The organism is Agreia sp. Leaf210 (assembly GCF_001421485.1).
Taxonomy (GTDB): Bacteria; Actinomycetota; Actinomycetes; order Actinomycetales; family Microbacteriaceae; genus Agreia.
In genome coordinates this window covers 1130874-1146075 of record NZ_LMKK01000001.1, presented here as the reverse complement: position 1 = coordinate 1146075, position 15202 = coordinate 1130874, and the positions used below count along the sequence as shown (strand labels likewise).

Annotated in this window: 11 protein-coding genes; 6 read left to right on the top strand and 5 right to left on the bottom strand. The window is 67.5% G+C overall.

Translation table 11 applies throughout. The features are described from left to right. Positions 1-6: 6 nt before the first annotated feature. Entirely contained in the window at positions 7-4920 is a 4914-nt protein-coding gene (locus ASE64_RS05455) for a DUF3320 domain-containing protein (RefSeq protein ID WP_055776864.1), read from the bottom strand. A 287-nt stretch (positions 4921-5207) separates the two neighbouring features. Here ASE64_RS05455 and ASE64_RS05450 point away from each other — a divergent pair, with 287 nt between their 5' ends. Continuing rightward, positions 5208-6611: an HNH endonuclease signature motif containing protein gene (locus ASE64_RS05450; RefSeq protein WP_055776861.1), complete on the top strand. Its 1404-nt coding sequence runs from the start codon at positions 5208-5210 to the stop codon at positions 6609-6611. A gap of 37 nt (positions 6612-6648) precedes the next feature. On the opposite strand, the gene ASE64_RS05445 is transcribed toward ASE64_RS05450, so the two are convergent. After that, the gene (locus ASE64_RS05445; protein WP_055776858.1) at positions 6649-8574 is read right to left on the bottom strand and encodes a LamG-like jellyroll fold domain-containing protein; all 1926 of its coding nucleotides are present in this window, start codon (positions 8572-8574) and stop codon (positions 6649-6651) included. 130 nt (positions 8575-8704) lie between these two features. Beyond that, positions 8705-10057: an alpha/beta hydrolase gene (locus ASE64_RS05440; RefSeq protein ID WP_055776855.1), complete on the bottom strand. Its 1353-nt coding sequence runs from the start codon at positions 10055-10057 to the stop codon at positions 8705-8707. A gap of 135 nt (positions 10058-10192) precedes the next feature. Between ASE64_RS05440 and ASE64_RS05435 the strand changes: the two genes are divergently transcribed. Together ASE64_RS05435 and ASE64_RS05430 are read left to right on the top strand one after the other, a co-directional pair. Then, positions 10193-10510 carry a hypothetical protein gene (locus ASE64_RS05435; RefSeq protein WP_156351650.1) on the top strand — a complete coding sequence of 106 codons (318 nt, stop codon included), beginning with the start codon at positions 10193-10195 and terminating at the stop codon, positions 10508-10510. A 2-nt stretch (positions 10511-10512) separates the two neighbouring features. Continuing rightward, a complete protein-coding gene (locus ASE64_RS05430; protein WP_055776851.1) occupies positions 10513-11187 on the top strand; it encodes an HAD family hydrolase in 675 nt (224 codons plus the stop codon). On the opposite strand, the gene ASE64_RS05425 is transcribed toward ASE64_RS05430, so the two are convergent. Next, positions 11168-11521, bottom strand: coding sequence for a GNAT family N-acetyltransferase (locus tag ASE64_RS05425; protein WP_326939023.1), 354 nt, complete (start codon positions 11519-11521; stop codon positions 11168-11170). The genes ASE64_RS05430 and ASE64_RS05425 overlap by 20 nt on opposite strands. A 192-nt stretch (positions 11522-11713) precedes the next feature. Here ASE64_RS05425 and ASE64_RS05420 point away from each other — a divergent pair, with 192 nt between their 5' ends. The 3 genes from ASE64_RS05420 to ASE64_RS05410 all read left to right on the top strand — a co-directional run bounded on the left by ASE64_RS05420 (position 11714) and on the right by ASE64_RS05410 (position 14161). Further along, positions 11714-12310, top strand: coding sequence for a TetR/AcrR family transcriptional regulator (locus ASE64_RS05420; protein ID WP_055776845.1), 597 nt, complete (start codon positions 11714-11716; stop codon positions 12308-12310). Between the two features lie 4 nt (positions 12311-12314). Beyond that, positions 12315-13385, top strand: a complete 1071-nt coding sequence (locus ASE64_RS05415) for a LacI family DNA-binding transcriptional regulator (RefSeq protein ID WP_156351649.1) — start codon at positions 12315-12317, stop codon at positions 13383-13385. A 119-nt stretch (positions 13386-13504) separates the two neighbouring features. Next, a complete protein-coding gene (locus ASE64_RS05410; protein ID WP_055776842.1) occupies positions 13505-14161 on the top strand; it encodes a hypothetical protein in 657 nt (218 codons plus the stop codon). A gap of 77 nt (positions 14162-14238) precedes the next feature. On the opposite strand, the gene ASE64_RS05405 is transcribed toward ASE64_RS05410, so the two are convergent. Further along, positions 14239-15072, bottom strand: coding sequence for an inositol monophosphatase family protein (locus tag ASE64_RS05405; RefSeq protein WP_055776839.1), 834 nt, complete (start codon positions 15070-15072; stop codon positions 14239-14241). Positions 15073-15202 lie beyond the last annotated feature (130 nt).

Sequence of the window (15202 nt, the reverse complement as noted above, 5' to 3'; positions counted from 1 at the left end):
CGACGGCTACTGCGCCCGAACGAGCCTCGTGCCCTCGCGCCGCACTCGGTTCTCGGAGAGAGCCAGCGCGAGCCCGCGTTCGATCCACGTGCGCGTCTGCTCCGTGAGTCTCGAGTAGCCCAGCACCGAGGCGGTCTCGCGCAGCAGCTCGTCGGAGTCGATGGACAGCGATTCGGCGAGCAGAAGTTCGATCGCGTTCGCGATCTCCTGCGGGCTCACGTCGGTGACGGGTCGAACAGCGCTCGACGAGGTGCGACGTGCACCCCGCCAACTCGACGAGTCGAGGCTCTCCGGCCACACGAAGTCATCGGGGGCGACCGCGAACTCCTTGCGCACGATCTGCTGCAACAGGGCGCGCTTCGCATCGCCGACCCGGGTGTAGTCGAAGCGGTGGGCGATCGTGCCGATCAGGCGGTCGAGCGGGATCGGCCCCTCGGCCTCGAGGATGTCTGCCGCCATCGACCGGATGACAGGCTCGGAGTCGATGTTGTCGAGCGCGGACTGCGGATGGATCGCGCTGTCGTCTGCGGCCTCGAACACGGGCAGCTCGCGCGCGAGCGTCGACGTCGACACGGCGGTCGGGAACGCCTTCTCGGCCGCAGCGTCTGCAGCAGCCCGATCGGCCGCCTTGCCGGCGTCGCGCACGGCCTGGGCCGCATCCGCGTCGGGCAGTCGCGCACTGGCGGGGTGGTCGACAGCGACGACGATGCGAGCGATGAGGGCGCTCCGGTCACGGATCCACGCGGGCAACCAGGCCCGGATCACGGCCGGCCACGACATCACGTCGACGAGCAGGTTCGGCGCGCCGTCGCGGTCGCTGACCGTTGCCCGCGAGGCCCAACCGGGCCCGTCGACCATCACGGCGACAGCCCACGACGTGTTGCCTGGTCGGCGCACGGCGAGATCGACGGTGAACGACGACAGCCCGAGGCCGGTCTCGACCTCGAGGCCGCGATCGCGGAGGGCGGTGGCGATCTCGTCGACGAATCGCCCGTGGTTGCCGGTCACCGCATCCTGTGCTCCGCCCCGACCTCCGCCGGGAAGCGCGCCGACACTGCGGGTCGCGGCGAAGGTCAGATACGCCTTGAGGTCGGCGATGCCCTGAGCGCGCGAGCGGGTGAGTTGGATGTCGGCCGCGTCGAACGAGCTGAACAGCACGACCTGCCGCTTGGCGCGCGTCACGGCCACGTTGAGCCGGCGCTCGCCTCCGGGCAGATTGAGCGGCCCGAAGTTCAGAGGCAGCGTGCCCGTGTCGGGGTCTTTCGAGAAGTCCAACGAGAACAGGATCGTGTCGCGCTCGTCGCCCTGCACGTTCTCGAGGTTCTTCACGAAGAGCTCCGATCCCGGGGCCGCGAGCAGCGCCTTCTGGATGACCGGGTCGGTGCTGTCTTCGAGCTTGTCGAGAATCAGGTCGCGCTGCTGCACGTTGAAGCAGACCACCCCGATCGATTCGCGCATCGTGGCGGGGGCGCGCAGGCGCGAGACGATCTCGTCGACGATGGCCTGCGCCTCGACCTCGTTCGTGCGCGTGCGTCCGCGGTCGAAGACGCCGTCGACGCGGCGCCAGCTGAGACCGGTGGCGGTCGAGCCGGCCGGGGTCGCCTTCGCACCCGCACTGCTGGGCGACGGGAGGCTCACGAGCTTGTTGCCGTAGTACGCGGCGTTCGAGAACGCGATGAGGCTCTCGTCTTGACTGCGGTAGTGCCAGTTCAGCCAGAGCTGCGGCAGCCCCGACTCCACCGACTCGGTGAGGATCGACTCGAGGTCTTCGACGACCAACGGCTGATCGCGGTCGGGGGCGGGTGTGCCGGGACCCGTCGCATCCACCTGCATGATGCGCGTGGGCGGCATCTGCTTCGAGTCGCCGACCACGATCACGGCCTTGCCGCGGCCCATCGCGCCGATGGCCTGCGGAACCCTGATCTGCGAGGCCTCATCGAAGATCACCAGGTCGAACTCGATGCTGTCGGGATCGAGGAAGTGCGCCACCGAGCCGGGGCTCATGAGGAACACCGGCACGATCGAAGTGAGCGCTCGCGGGTAGCGGCGAGCCACCTCGCGGAAAGCGAGGCCACCGCGCTTGCGCTCGATCTGGCGAGCGAGCTCTGCCACCTCGCCGCGCAACTCATCGGCGTCGAAGGGTCGGGCGGCGAGCAGCTCGGAGGCGAGCTCGCTGCGCAGCTGCTCTCGCACCAGGGCACCCTGGTCTCGGTACGCCGAGACGCTTCGGTCCTGGGCGTCGCCATCGAAGCTGTCGAGCTGGGTCGCCGCCAGTCGCTCGTCGAGCGACGCCGTGGCGAGCCCCCGCAGAAGGGCCTCGGATGCGTCGGCCGCCTCGATCTGGCCCGTCGCCAACTGTGTGCTGAAGCCTGCGAGACCCAGTTCGCGCAGGTGCTCGAGCTGGCGCCGCGTCTCAGCGAAGCGCTGAAGCTGCAGCAGTCCGGTGGCGCGCACGTCGATGAGCCAGGCGACCTCGTCGGTGGCCCAGGCAGAGACCCAGTCGCGGCCGTGAGCCCACTGCCGAACCGTCAGACCGGTGGCCCCGACGGCGGCGAGCCAGCGGTTCCAGCTGGCGTCGATGTCGCGAACGATCGCGCCGTCGCGCACCGCGGCGTCGGCCTCGCCGGCGTCGCGCGCGTTCGAGATCCAGCCCCAGGCGCGCGGAGTGCGCTTCGCCAGCCAGACCGATCCGAGTGAGGTGCGCACAGCCGTGTCGAGCACGTTCTTCGCGTCGGGCGCGTAGGGCTGCCAGCCGGTCGGGAGGACGAGTCCCGCCAGAGCGGCCGCCTGGCGCTGGAGCTCCTGCGCATCCGATCGTGCGGCCTGAAGCCCGACGAGCAGCGGCGTGACCGCCTTGCCGCTCGGCTCGAACCCGGCGCGCAGCAGTGGCCGCAGACCCGCGCGGATCGAGCGGCGACGCAGCTCGGGCACGAACCAGGCGGCGTCGAGAGTGCCAGACCGCTCGGCCCACTCGTCGAGCTTGGGCGCCTCGATCGCCGCGGCAGACGCATTCGCGAGCACCGTGGCGTGACGCTCGAGGTAGTCGACGAGCCCGGCGCGCAGGGCATCGGATGCCTCGCGCCAGCTCGATCGGTCGATGGTCGCGAGCGCGTCGGTGGCCGGCAGCAGGCCGCGCGACCGGGCCTCGAGCAGGCGGGATGCGACGGGCAGCTCGGTCGCCGGGCGAAGGTCTCCGAGGGCGAGGCGAGCCTCGGACGAGAGTTCATCGAGACGGGGGCGAACGGCTGCGAGATCACGCAGAGAGTCGGTGACCGGAGCAACCTGCAGCTGGGCCGGATCGGTCGCCCCGGCGATGAGCCATGGGTGGCCCGGGCGCAGCCCGAAGCGCTGCGCGGCGTCGCGGAAGTCGCGGGTGAGAATCGTGGGGCTCTCGTCGGGGGTCGTCGTGAGCCAGTTCGCGGGCACGGCCGCCGTGGGCCCTTCGCCGAGCGTCGCCAGTGCGTCGTATGCCGACCAGACCGTGTAGCCGAGGGCGTTGGGCGAATGCACGCGCGCCGGATGCCGGTCGAGCTCGGCGATCGCCGAACGCAACCGTGTGTCGGCCAGCGCCCACGCGTGCGGATCGGTCGGCACCCGCAGGCGCAACGACTCGCGCAGCTGCTCGCGGATCGTGTTCATCGACTGCTTCGCACCGTGCAGTTCGAGGCTGAACGTACCGAGGCCGATCGCGTCGAGGCGCCTCTTCACGACCTCGAGGGCGGCCTGCTTCTCGGCGACGAACAGCACCGTCTTGCCCTCGGTGAGCGCGTGCGCGATGAGGTTCGTGATGGTCTGCGACTTGCCGGTGCCCGGAGGGCCTTCGAGAACGAACGACTGGCCGCTCGTGGCGCGCACGACGGCGGCCATCTGCGAGCCGTCGGCCGCGATCGGCAGTCTCAGAGCGGCCTCATCGATCTCGGGCCGGGCGTTGCCGGCCGGCTCGACGAAGGTCTCGCCGGGTCGTTCGACCAGGTGCCTGACCACGGGGTTCGAGAGCAGAGAGCGCCAATTGCGCTCGAGATCCTTCCAGATCTGAAAGGTCGAGAACCGCAGGATGGCGAGGCTCACCGACTCCTCGAGTCGGTAGGGCAGCTCGGCTTCCGCGAGCTGGCGGCGGATTCCGTCGAAGACCGCCTCGATCGCGATTCCCGAGTCGTCGATGGCAGGTTCGCGCAGCTCGGAGAGGTCGAGCCCCTGCGTGGTCTCGAACCACTGCAGCAGACACAGGTTGGGAGTGGCCAGATCGTCGCCCTCGGCGGCGAGGAAGTAGGGGGTGAACGACAGGCCGCCGGTGAGCCGGACCGGCATGAGGAACAGGGGAGCGCGCGCCTCGCGCCCATCCGGTCGTGTGTGAATCAGCGTGCCGAGCGTGAGGTACAGGTAATTGCTGCCCGTCTCCTGCTCGAGGGATTCGGCCTCGCGCTTCATGGCCCGCAGCTGCTTGCGGTGCTTCTCATCGTCGACCTGGGAGAAGAGCGTGCGCGAGGTGCGGAAGACGGCGCTCAGCTCGTCGTGCGCGAGCGGCGTGTGCGAGTCGATGCCGTCGACCCGCTTGCGGCCGGATGCGTCGAGGCCGCTCGAGAGGCGCAGCTTGCGGCCCGCGTGCACGGCGTCGTCGATCGAGGGGAGCAGGCCCGGCGGCACGACGAGGTCGAGCACCTTCTGGGTGCGCGGCATGTTGAGCAGCGGATTGCGCAGGGTGAGGTCGAGCAGGTCGCGCTTCCAGTTGCGTACCCGCGCGGGGGAGTCGTCGTTGCGCTCGAGGCGGCTGAGCACGACGGCGTCTTCGGGATCGATGGGGGCGTCGACGGGGGATGCGCCTGGGGACGCGTCGGTAAGGGGAGCGTCTTCGACCGGGGCTTCTTCGAGAGGAGCGTCTTTGAGGGGAGCGTCGCCCGTCGGTTCGTCACCGTCGATCATCGGTGCTGCGTGTCTCGGTGCGCGCCTGACTGGCTCGCCGGTGTTGTTCTCCATGGTGCGTATCTCCCCTTGCATCCAGTGTCGCCGCTGGTGTGCGTGGGGCGTATGTGCCGAGCCGTGCTCGGAGAAATCGGGCGGCCGAATCGAACGATCCCGGACTCATCTACGCGCGTCGACTACTCCTCCACAGGTTGCCTGTTTTGGCACTTATCCACAGCCATATCTCCTGATCAAGCGTTGTTTATGGGTTTCGACCCGGTGTCGGTGGCTGCTGTTTGACTTCTCGTATGACATCAACGATCCCGCTTCTCGAGCCAGACTCGTATGTGGTCGCACTCGAGGAGGTCGCCGCCCTCGACGCGCAGATAGCCCGGCTGTCTGCGGCCAGGGCCAGACGCGTCACCGACGCGAGAAACCACCTGCACCGGCAGGCACCGTCCGACACATCAACGGGTGGGCCGGTCTGGTCGACGGCCCGTGTCGAGAGGGTCGAGTTGTTCACCGAACTCGCCCAGTTCACTCGCCGCACCGAGTACCGGGCCGCGACCCTGATCGACACCAGTACCGCTCTCGTGGATCGCCTCCCTGCCACGCTCTCGGCAGTGGCTGCCGGTGTCGTGTCGTGGGAGCACGCCGAGGTCATCGCAAAAAACGCCGACGGCCTCGAGGGCGACGCATTGGTGTCGTACGACGCCCGGCTCGCAGCGCTGGCGGCGGAGGTGAACCCGAAGCAGCTCGACCGCAAGGCGAGAGCGCAGGTTGAGCTCTCCCAACCGTCCACCGCGGTGGAACGGGCCGAGAAGGCTGCGGCCACCCGGCGTATCTATGTCGATCCGGGGGCGGATGGCATGGCGTATTTGACCCTGTTCGCACCAGCGCCCGAGATCCACGCGATCGCAGATCGGGCGGCACGGTTGGCTGCTGGGCTTAGGGCGGGTGGCGACCCGCGCAGCATGGGACACCTGAAACTCGATGTCCTGTGCGATCTGATGCTCAACGGTGAGACCTCGATCCCCGGAGCCACCCGCGGCATTCGGGGACGGGTTCACGTGATGGTTCCGGCGATGACCCTGCTCGGTGTTGGGCAGGAGGCTGCGATCCTCCGCGGCTACGGTCCGATCGACCCAGCGACCGCGGCGCAGTTGACGGCGGAGGCGACCTCCTGGAGGCGCATCCTCACCGACCCCGTCACGGGACGCATCCTGACAAACGACCCCAGGGACTACCGGCCGACCGCACGCATGATCGACCACGCAAGGCTGGTGCACCCGACGTGTGTGTTCCCGGGGTGCACGGTTCCGTCGGAGCGAGCCGACATCGATCACACCGAAGATCATGCTTTGGGTGGTCACACGACTCCCGAGAACCTGGCCCCGCTAAGTCAGGAGCATCACAAGGTGAAGCACCACACGAGGTGGCAGATCACACAAAACGGAGACGACACCCTCACCGCCACATCACCAGCGGGCTACCGATACACGGTCAGTCCCGAAGGCAAGATGCGACCTGCGCCGCAAGAACTCCTCGATCGCACCGCGGCCACGACGGCCACGACCGCCAATACCGAAGTCGCCACCCCCATCGCCGCACTGGTCGAGATCGCTGCAGCGAGCCCGACGACAGTGATGGGGGGAGGACCTAACGGACTGCCCCTTCTAGCAACTGCGTCCTTCGACAACTGCCCCTTCTAGAGCGGGCTTTGGTCAGGCGATCTAGAGCCGGCGTTGGTCAGGCGATCATGAACTCACTCGGGTCGAGGGCTCGCTCGGTCACCCTGACGTCGCCGATGTTGCCGACGAAGACCTGATCGAGCTTGCCCCCGTAGTTGTAGCCGCCGAGCAGCCAGGGCTGGCCGACCACCGCGAGACCGCTGTTCTTCGTCGACGGGTTTCGCGCTACGGGGCATCCGTCGACGAACATCGTCGTGTGCTTGCCGTTGTTGACGACCGCGACGTGCCACCACGACGCGAGGGGCAGCTCGTGACCCCAGTTCGTGAGCGACCCGTCCTGGCTGGCGGGGTAGACGCACCATTGCAGTTCTCTATCGCTGGAGAGACTCAAGGTGACCGAGGGCTCCTGCGGATCGCCGCTGCTGGAGTGCGCCTTGCCCGCCTCCCCGGCAGACGACGACTGAGACAGAAGGGCGCAGAACCCGTTCGCGCTGCCGTCGAATGTGGTGGGCAGAAACAGAAACGCCTCGACCGTATAGCCGCTGAGGAACTGGTTGCTGTTCAGCGGTGCCTGGTCGACGGTCTTCAGATAGTCGCCTCCGGGGCGACCGCCGGTGAGCGATAGGCTGCCGGCTCCCGGCTGGTCGGGATGATGAGCATCCGACCAGAGAAGGGCGCCAGCCACCGCGCCGGGCCGATTGGCGACGACGAGATCGTTGCCGTTTCCGCTCAGATCGGCGATGCGCGTAGAGCCGCTGACGTTCGCACCATTCGGCTGCCCGTCGAACCGCCAGTACGCGGTGGTGCCGGAGACGAGCATGCTCTGCGCGGAGCGTGCTGGGCGCACGGGCACCGGTGCGAACCCCGAGAACCGTTCGGCGAAATCGATCTGCATGGTGAATCGGTCGATGTCGCCGCTCAGACGCGTCTCCTGCTCGGCGAGCTCGTTCGGTGTCTTCAGTCCACCGTCGATCAGGAAGGGCGAGAGTGTCTCGACGTCGATCACATTGCGCTCCGTGTCGAAGTGGTAGAGCCTGATCATCGCCGCGCCGCCGTAGTAGCGGTTCTGGTAGTTCGTGAGGTGCAGGTCGACGGCGTGACCGGCCGAGTTGACCGCCGTCGTGCGACCCGGTCCCCAGTAGTGGCCGTTGAGGGTCAAGAAGATCTGGTCGTGGCTCGAGACGAACGAGTCCCAGAGCCCCTGCCCATACGCGTCGAACGTCGCAGAGCCGTCGGCGGCCGAGTCGACGAGGGTGTGCGAGGTGAGGATGACGGGGGATCCGGGGTGCGCCGCCAGCACGGAATGCGCCCAGGCGAGCCCGCCGGCGCTGGTTCGCCAGTCGAGCGCGAGCACGAGCCAATCGCGGCCCGCCGCCGTGAAGACATGGGCCGTGTTGTAGCCATCGGGCGACGCGTCGACGAAGCTGTCAGAGCCGCTGAACCGAGACGGTCCGAACACGTCGAGGTAGGCCGTCTGTCCTCGCTGATCGTCGGTCGACGCGTCGATGTCGTGATTGCCTGCCAGAACGCTGTAGGCCGCACCCGCGTTGTCGAAGAGAGCGAATTCAGCGCCGGCGGCGGCCATCTCCGCAGCTGCCCCGTTCTGGGTGAGGTCGCCGAGATGCGCGAGGAAGACGATGTTCTGGCGTTTCTGCTCGGAGAGGACGTAGTGCAGCGATGCCCGCAGAGGCTTCGGATCGATCGACGCGCCGTCGAACATGTACTGGGTATCGGGCATCACAGCGACGGTGAAACGCGGCGAGGGGAGGTCGGGCGACCACTTCTTCGCAGAGGTCGGGGGCGAGGCGAGCGACGGAGCCGACGATGCCCCGGCCAGGAGCGAGTCGGCTACCAAAGGTGATGCCGCGGCGGGCCCCGCAGACCCCATACCGGCTGCGGCGAGGGCTCCCACGGCTCCGCCGGCGGCGAGGAATCCGCGGCGGGAGAGGCCGGGACGGTCGTGATCTTCGATGTGTTCGGGCACGGCGTCGAGTTTTCTCTGCTTCTCACCTCGGCGATCGACGGCACGGTGAATGAGCGCTGAACAGCAGATGGCGATGGCCGAAAAGAAAGGAGATGCCGAGTAAGTCCAGGGCTGGTTCCCAGCCTGTGGGTCACGACGAAGGGGGTGCCGCGAGTCCCAGTCGGGGGTAGAGCTCGGTGAAGGCATAGGGGAGCCCGCCTCGCAGGGCTGTCACCACATGGTCGGCGCCCGGCACCACGTAGTTCTTGGTCGTGAAACCGGCCGCTTCGGCCAGGGCGGCGTTGTTGGCAGCGAACTGCGTGTACTCCGGGTCGTTCTCGCCCGCGGTGAAGATCGCCACGTGCGACGTAAATTTTCCTGCGTTCTTCTGGAGCCAGGCCGCGGGCTTGGCGGCTGCGAAGGCGCCCGCGTCTCCGCCGTATCCGTCGGCGATGGCTGCCGCCTCGTTCTCGTCTCCGGGCCACTCGTTGCCCGAGATGTCCACGAGGTTCCCCCAGATCTCCGGATACTTGCTCGCCCAGGTGAACGCGCAGGAGCCGCCGTTCGAGTACCCCGCGATCGTCCAGTACTGAGGGTCTTGCAGGATGTTCAGCCTGCTCTTCGCGTAGGCGACGATGTCTTTGTTGAAATAGGTGTCGACGCCGCCATATCTGGCCGAGTCGGCGCACACCGGGTCGGTGTCGGGGTTTCCGAGTTGATCGGCGATGATCACGATAGGAGCGAGACCCTTGTTCTTCGCCGCCACCTCGTCGAGTGCCGCGGCGATGAAGTCCGGCTGAGGGTTGCCGGGCTGGCCCATCATCATGACCACCAGGGGAAGCGCGGGCGGGTTCGCGACCTGAGCTGCCGGTGGGAGGTAGATCGAGGCCTCGCGGGGCACGAACGCGCTGCTCGACGAGATCGCATCGGCGCCGGTCAGCAGGCCGGTCTTTCCCGTGGCAGGCATGTCGGACGGAGGATCCCAACCCGCGTACAGCGGTGTTGAGGTGACGGGAGCCGTGCCCGTGGGGGCGGGCTGGGGGCGGCTGAGCCCGTCGATCGCGTTCCCGGTAGAGACACCGAGGGCAGATCCGATCGTGCGGTTGATCCCGAATCCGGCATTCACGCCGAGGGCGGCCGAAAGTAGTCCGAGAACGATCAGGGCCACGGCGGCGACTTTTCGCTTGCGCGACGACCTCACCATGCTCGCGATGGCGAGCCCGATGGCCGCGAACAGCGCGGCGATCCAGGGTGCGGTCGGGGTGGGCAACGGCACGCCGACGACCCCGGAGGCGTCGACGATGGCGACGAGGGTCAGCCCCAGCACGGCGCCGACCAGCATGCTGACGGAGGCTACGACCAGCCATCGACGGGTGGGGCGACGGGTGGGTCGCCGGGCGGGTCGTCGGAGGACGAGGAGAACGGCGCCCACAGCGGAGACTGTCCAGATCGCAAAGGGAAGCGGGCCATCGACGATGTCGATGTCGTAGAACCAATGCAGCACGGTGCGCCTCCTGGGACACCATCTCATGTCTGCCGATGCCGTTTGGGGTGTGGGTCGGGCAGTCTCGCGAAAGACCGAGCGAGTTGGCAGGCTGATCTCAGCCGAGCGTCGTGCCTTCGGCGCTTGAATCGTCCTGTGGCCTCGACACGACTCAGATCAAGATTCCTGCAGTCCCTTCGCAGACGACCTCTTCTGTTGGCGTTCTGGTCGGCATTGTTCCTGGTGGCCTCGATCTGGATCTGCAATGAGCACGGCTGGAACCCGCTCGAAGACATCGGCACAGTCCGCCATGGGCCCCTGTGGATCATCATGATCGGGTTGCCCCTGTGGGCTTTCGGCGTCGTACTCGGCGTCGGCCGAGCGGTATCCGGGTTTCGTGAGCGTCGGCGGGTGACGAGCGCTGCGGGCGTGGGGCCGAGCGCGGACCCTGGCGTGCGCGACGAACAGGTGTAGTCGTGGTCGAGATTCGTGCCGTTGGATTCGATCTGGACGGCACGCTGTTCGACCATCGAGGTTCGGCGATCGTCGGCGTCGATCGTTTTCTCGAGTCGCTCGGAGTCGAGCCGACGGAGCATGCCCGCGCGCTGTGGTTCGCCGCCGAAGACGAACAGATCGAACGATGGCGATTGCGTCGGATCAACTTTAAGGAGCAGCGTCGCGAGAGACTGCGAACGGTGCTGCCGGCACTGGGAGTACCGGCTCCCTCCGAGGTGGCGGAACTCGACGCGCTCTTCGAGCGCTATATGGCCGGCTACAGGGCCGCCTGGCGCGCCTTTCCAGACAGTGTCGAACTCGTGCGGCGCGTGAAGGCCACCGGGCGCCGGATGGGGTTGTTGACGAACGGGGCAGAGGAACAGCAGCTCGACAAGCTGCGCGTCACGGGACTGCTCGAGGTCTTCGACCACATCTGCATCTCCGAGCGCATCGGCATGCAGAAACCCGATCCGCAGGCCTTTCGTCTGCTAGCGGCAGGGCTGGGTGTCGACCCTGGCGAATGTCTATTCGTCGGAGACAACCCGCTGCACGACATCGACGGCGCGCGCGCCGTGGGCATGACCGCCCTGCTGGTCGACCGTTACGGCGCACACAGTGAAGGCATTGCCGGAGCCGTTATAGCCCGGTTGGCCTGACGGCAGACACGGACCGCCCGAAGCAGCGCGACTGGGGACCTCCGATATACGAGCCGAAAAGGGGAATGGTCTCGTACCCCTCGCGCTCGTAGAAACGGATGGCGTCGGGTTGCTGAGTTCCCGTCTCCAAGACGACCCGACGTGCTCCCAATTCGGCGGCCGCGGTCTCCAAAGCTCTCAACAGAGCGGTTGCCACTCCCGTGCCTCGCGCATGCGGTGCTACGTACATCCGTTTTATCTCAACGGAGTGCGCTCCGACGATCGTCTCGTCGAGTGGGCGCAAACCGCCGCAGGCGATGGCGCGGCCGGAGGGATCTGTGGCGAGGAGGAACACTGGAACATCGTCGGCGGACGGAGGGGTTCCTGGCTCGTGGTCGCTGCTTCCGTATCGCGCGTCGAGCTCTCGGCGTTGTTCGCGCCTCAGCCGATCGGCATCGGGGTGGTCATAGGCGACGGGGGAAATATTCCAGTTCACGAAGATCCTTTCGGTGACAACCGTTACGGTAACAGATGTTACGCTTGAAAGATGCCCCGTGTTCGAGATGATGAAGCGATCCGTCGGCGCCTGTCTGAAGCTGTCTTCCTCACGCTCGCCGACCGCGGACCGACCGGGTTGACGCTCAGGGCTGTGGCAGAGCGAGCGGGATGCTCGACCGGTCTTGTTCTGCACACCTTCCGCGATAAGCGTGAGCTCCTCTTGCACGCGCGCGACGTTCTGCACGAGCGCACACGGGTGCGCTCCGATGCGCTCGAGAGCGAAGCTCCCGATGTGGCGACCGCATTGCGCGAAGTTGTCTTCCAGGCGCTCCCGAGTGACTCCGAGAAGCTCGCCGAAGCCAGGGTGTGGATCGGCTTCCTCGCGGCGGCGCTGAGCGACCCGGTTCTGGCCGAGCGTCACGCGCTGCACAGCCGGGCATTTGCGACGCGTCTGGTTCGGCTGCTCGAGGCGTCAGGCGTCGCAGATGAGGCGACTGCTCGTGAGGAGGCGTCGACATTGGCGGCCGCCGTCGAAGGCGTGTCGACCCTCGCGGCAGGAGACCCCGAGCGCTGGCCCGCGAGTCGTCAGCGTCGCGCACTCGAACTGGTGCTGGCCGCCACCGCGACCCCACGCCCGCTAGCGTAGGAGCGTGCGCGAGCTGACCCCCGAAGACGACGAGCCCGTGGGTCGCACGCCCGGCGGGCGCCAGCTCGGCCCCGCACCCACCATCCACGATGTGGCGGCGGCCGCGGGTGTCTCGAAGTCTGTCGTCTCGAGGGCCCTGTCGGGCGCTCCGGGGGTGGCAGCGCGCACGGTGGCGAAGGTGAAGACGGCGGCCGACGCGCTCGGCTATGTGGCCAACGCGAACGCCCGCGGCATGTCGGCTCATCGCACCCATACGCTGGGCGTCTTCGTGCGGGATGCCGCGACGCCGTTCTATGGCCACCTCCTGACGGCGTTCCAGGAACAGGCGTCGGCCAGGGGGTACCGCGCGGTCACCGCAACCGGTTCCGGCACTTTTCCGATCGAGGAGGAGCGGCGGGCCCTCGAGACGCTCGTCTCGCTGCGTGTCGAGGGGCTCATCGTCTGCAGCGGCGCTCTGCCCGTCGAGGACATCATTCCTTTCGCTCGCCGGATCCCGACCGTGATCGCGGGTCGACCGGAGGCCGACCCCTCGGTGAGCAGCGTCTACTGCGACGAGGTCGGCGGCGGTCGAGGGCTGGCGGAGCGAGTGGCGATCCTCGGTCACCGCCGCGTGGCCGTGATGACGCACACAGCCGAATCGTCGATCACTCAGTCGGCGCGCACGATGGCGATGGTGGAGCGCCTGCGTGAAGCGGATGTCGAGGTTCTCGCCTTTCGTTGCGAGGACTTCGGCGGAGACGTCGAGCGTGCTGATTCGATCGTGCAGGCGATAGTGGCTGCCGGTGGCGTGACCGCGGTGATGGCTCCGAGCGATTCGTGGGCGATCTCGGTTCTCGAATCCCTGCGCCGCATGGGCCTCAGTGCTCCCGCTGACATCTCGGTGACGGGGTACGACGGCGTGCGCCCCTTCACGACCAGCCTCCTCGGCATCACCTCGTGGCGACAGCCGCTGAGTCTCATAGGGCGACTCTCCGTCGATGATGTCGTCGATCAGATCGAGGGCGTTGCCGAGGGTGCGCGTCATCGCTCGATCGCGGGCGAGCTGATCGAAGGCCGGACGGCGGCGGCGGTCTAGCCCTCGTCATCGTTCGTTCACCCAGTGGACGTCTGCGCGTTCCTCTCATCAGTGATGGCTGTGCGCAGAATAGGGAACGTTCCCTATCCCGAACGATACCCACCAGAAAGCGAGATCGTGTGAACGACCACATCGCCCACAAGCTGCCCCGTGACGACAGCGACCCGTTCCGTTACGGCATCTATCTGCGACCCGACCCCAAGACGTGCCGTGCGGTGACCGTCATCACCGATCAATTGCGCGCGCAGTACGGTCTTCTCTCGGCGGGCGCGTTTCCCCCGCACGCGACCCTCGTCGGTAGCCAGCCCTTCGGCTTCAACGAGAACGAGGTGGTCGCGGCCGTGACCGCGCTGCTCGCGAATCGCGAGGCGTTCGAGGTGCACAATGCGGGCATCCGAGCCCCTGGAATCGGTTATGTATACGACGTGAGCCAGAACGCCGACGGCACCGAGAACGAGGCGCTGGTGAGCCTCGCTCGTGACATCGAGGCCGCGGTGGAGCCGTTCCGGCGCCCCATGAACAACCCGTTGCCCAATGACTTCGTGCCCGAGCTGTTTCGTGGGCACCTCTCGCTGGCCTCGCACGACCTCTACGAGAGGCCCGACCTGCGCGACGAGGTCGGCGAGTTCATTAGAGAACTCGAGGTGCCGGTGCCGAGCGGATTCGCGGGGCGCTCGGTTGTGATGTACCGCACGGCGAGCCCTGACTGGTCGGGCCGTTGGTGGAAGACGATGACGTGGGAGCACGTGCACAGCTGGCAGCTGACCAGCGCGTGACCGTGTGATCGCCTGACCCAGGGGCCGGATGCCGTGAGCCCGGCCGCCCTCGCGGCGGCCGGCGGCATCCGGTCTCGCTAGGCCGCCGGGAACCAGTGCGCCGACAGCTCGCGTACCCGCGTGATGAGGGCGGTGTGGTCTCCACCGGCTCCCATCGCCACGTAGTCCAGGCTGTTCTGCGGTCTGTCGACCGCGACGCCCTCGCGGAAGCCGGCGTAGCTGCCGCCCGCGCGACGCAGGATATACGCCCCGGCCGCGACATCCCACGGGCTCGTGTCGAAGCCCATCGTCGCGTCCGACCAGCCCGCGGCGACGTGCACCAGGTTCAGTGCCCCGCTGCCGGTGCTGTGGTGGTGCTGATAGCCGGCGGTGATCTGCGCGAGCAGCTCGAAGGCCGCGTCGCCGAGCAGATCGACATCGTGCTGGTTCGGAAAGCTGGTGAGCAGCGTCGAGCGGTCGTCGGGGGCCGAGGCTGAACGCAAGGGGGTGCCGTCGAGGGTGGCCTCGTCGGCGCCGGCGGAGAAGAGATGGTCGGCCATCGGGTCGAGCACGACTCCTGCGACCACCTCGCCGTCGACTTCTGCGGCGATCGAGATGCACCAGTACGCCAGGCCGCGGGCGAAGTTGGCGGTGCCGTCGATGGGATCGATGATCCAGCGCAGCCTCGCCTCGCCAGAGCTGCCGGTCTCTTCGCCGAGGATCTGCGACCCCGGGGCGCCGCTCTGCAGCACCTCGCTGATGACGCGCTCCGCCTCGCGGTCGTGTTCGGTCACTACATCGTGCGCGTCGCGCTTGAACGAGATGTCCATGTCGGAGCGGAAGGCCGCGCGGAGGGCCGGTGCGGCCGTGCGGGCAGCGGTTTCGGCGAGGGCGGCAAGCTCATTCGGGTTGTCGATCATGTCGGGGGTCACAGTGCTCCTATTCGGGTTGATAGGGATTGATTCAGGCCTTCCTTAACGCCGAGTGAACGCTCGGCGACCGGATACTCGCGCCGCTTGACCGTGCATCCGGAGGTGTCGGAGAGTTGACCCGTCCCAAAAA

What these genes read in the sequence shown, in the direction of transcription:
- ASE64_RS05455 (WP_055776864.1), bottom strand. Translation starts at nt 4,920, where the DNA reads ATGATCGACGGTGACGAACCGACGGGCGACGCTCCCCTCAAAGACGCT.
- ASE64_RS05450 (WP_055776861.1), top strand. Translation starts at nt 5,208, where the DNA reads ATGACATCAACGATCCCGCTTCTCGAGCCAGACTCGTATGTGGTCGCA.
- ASE64_RS05420 (WP_055776845.1), top strand. Translation starts at nt 11,714, where the DNA reads ATGCCCCGTGTTCGAGATGATGAAGCGATCCGTCGGCGCCTGTCTGAA.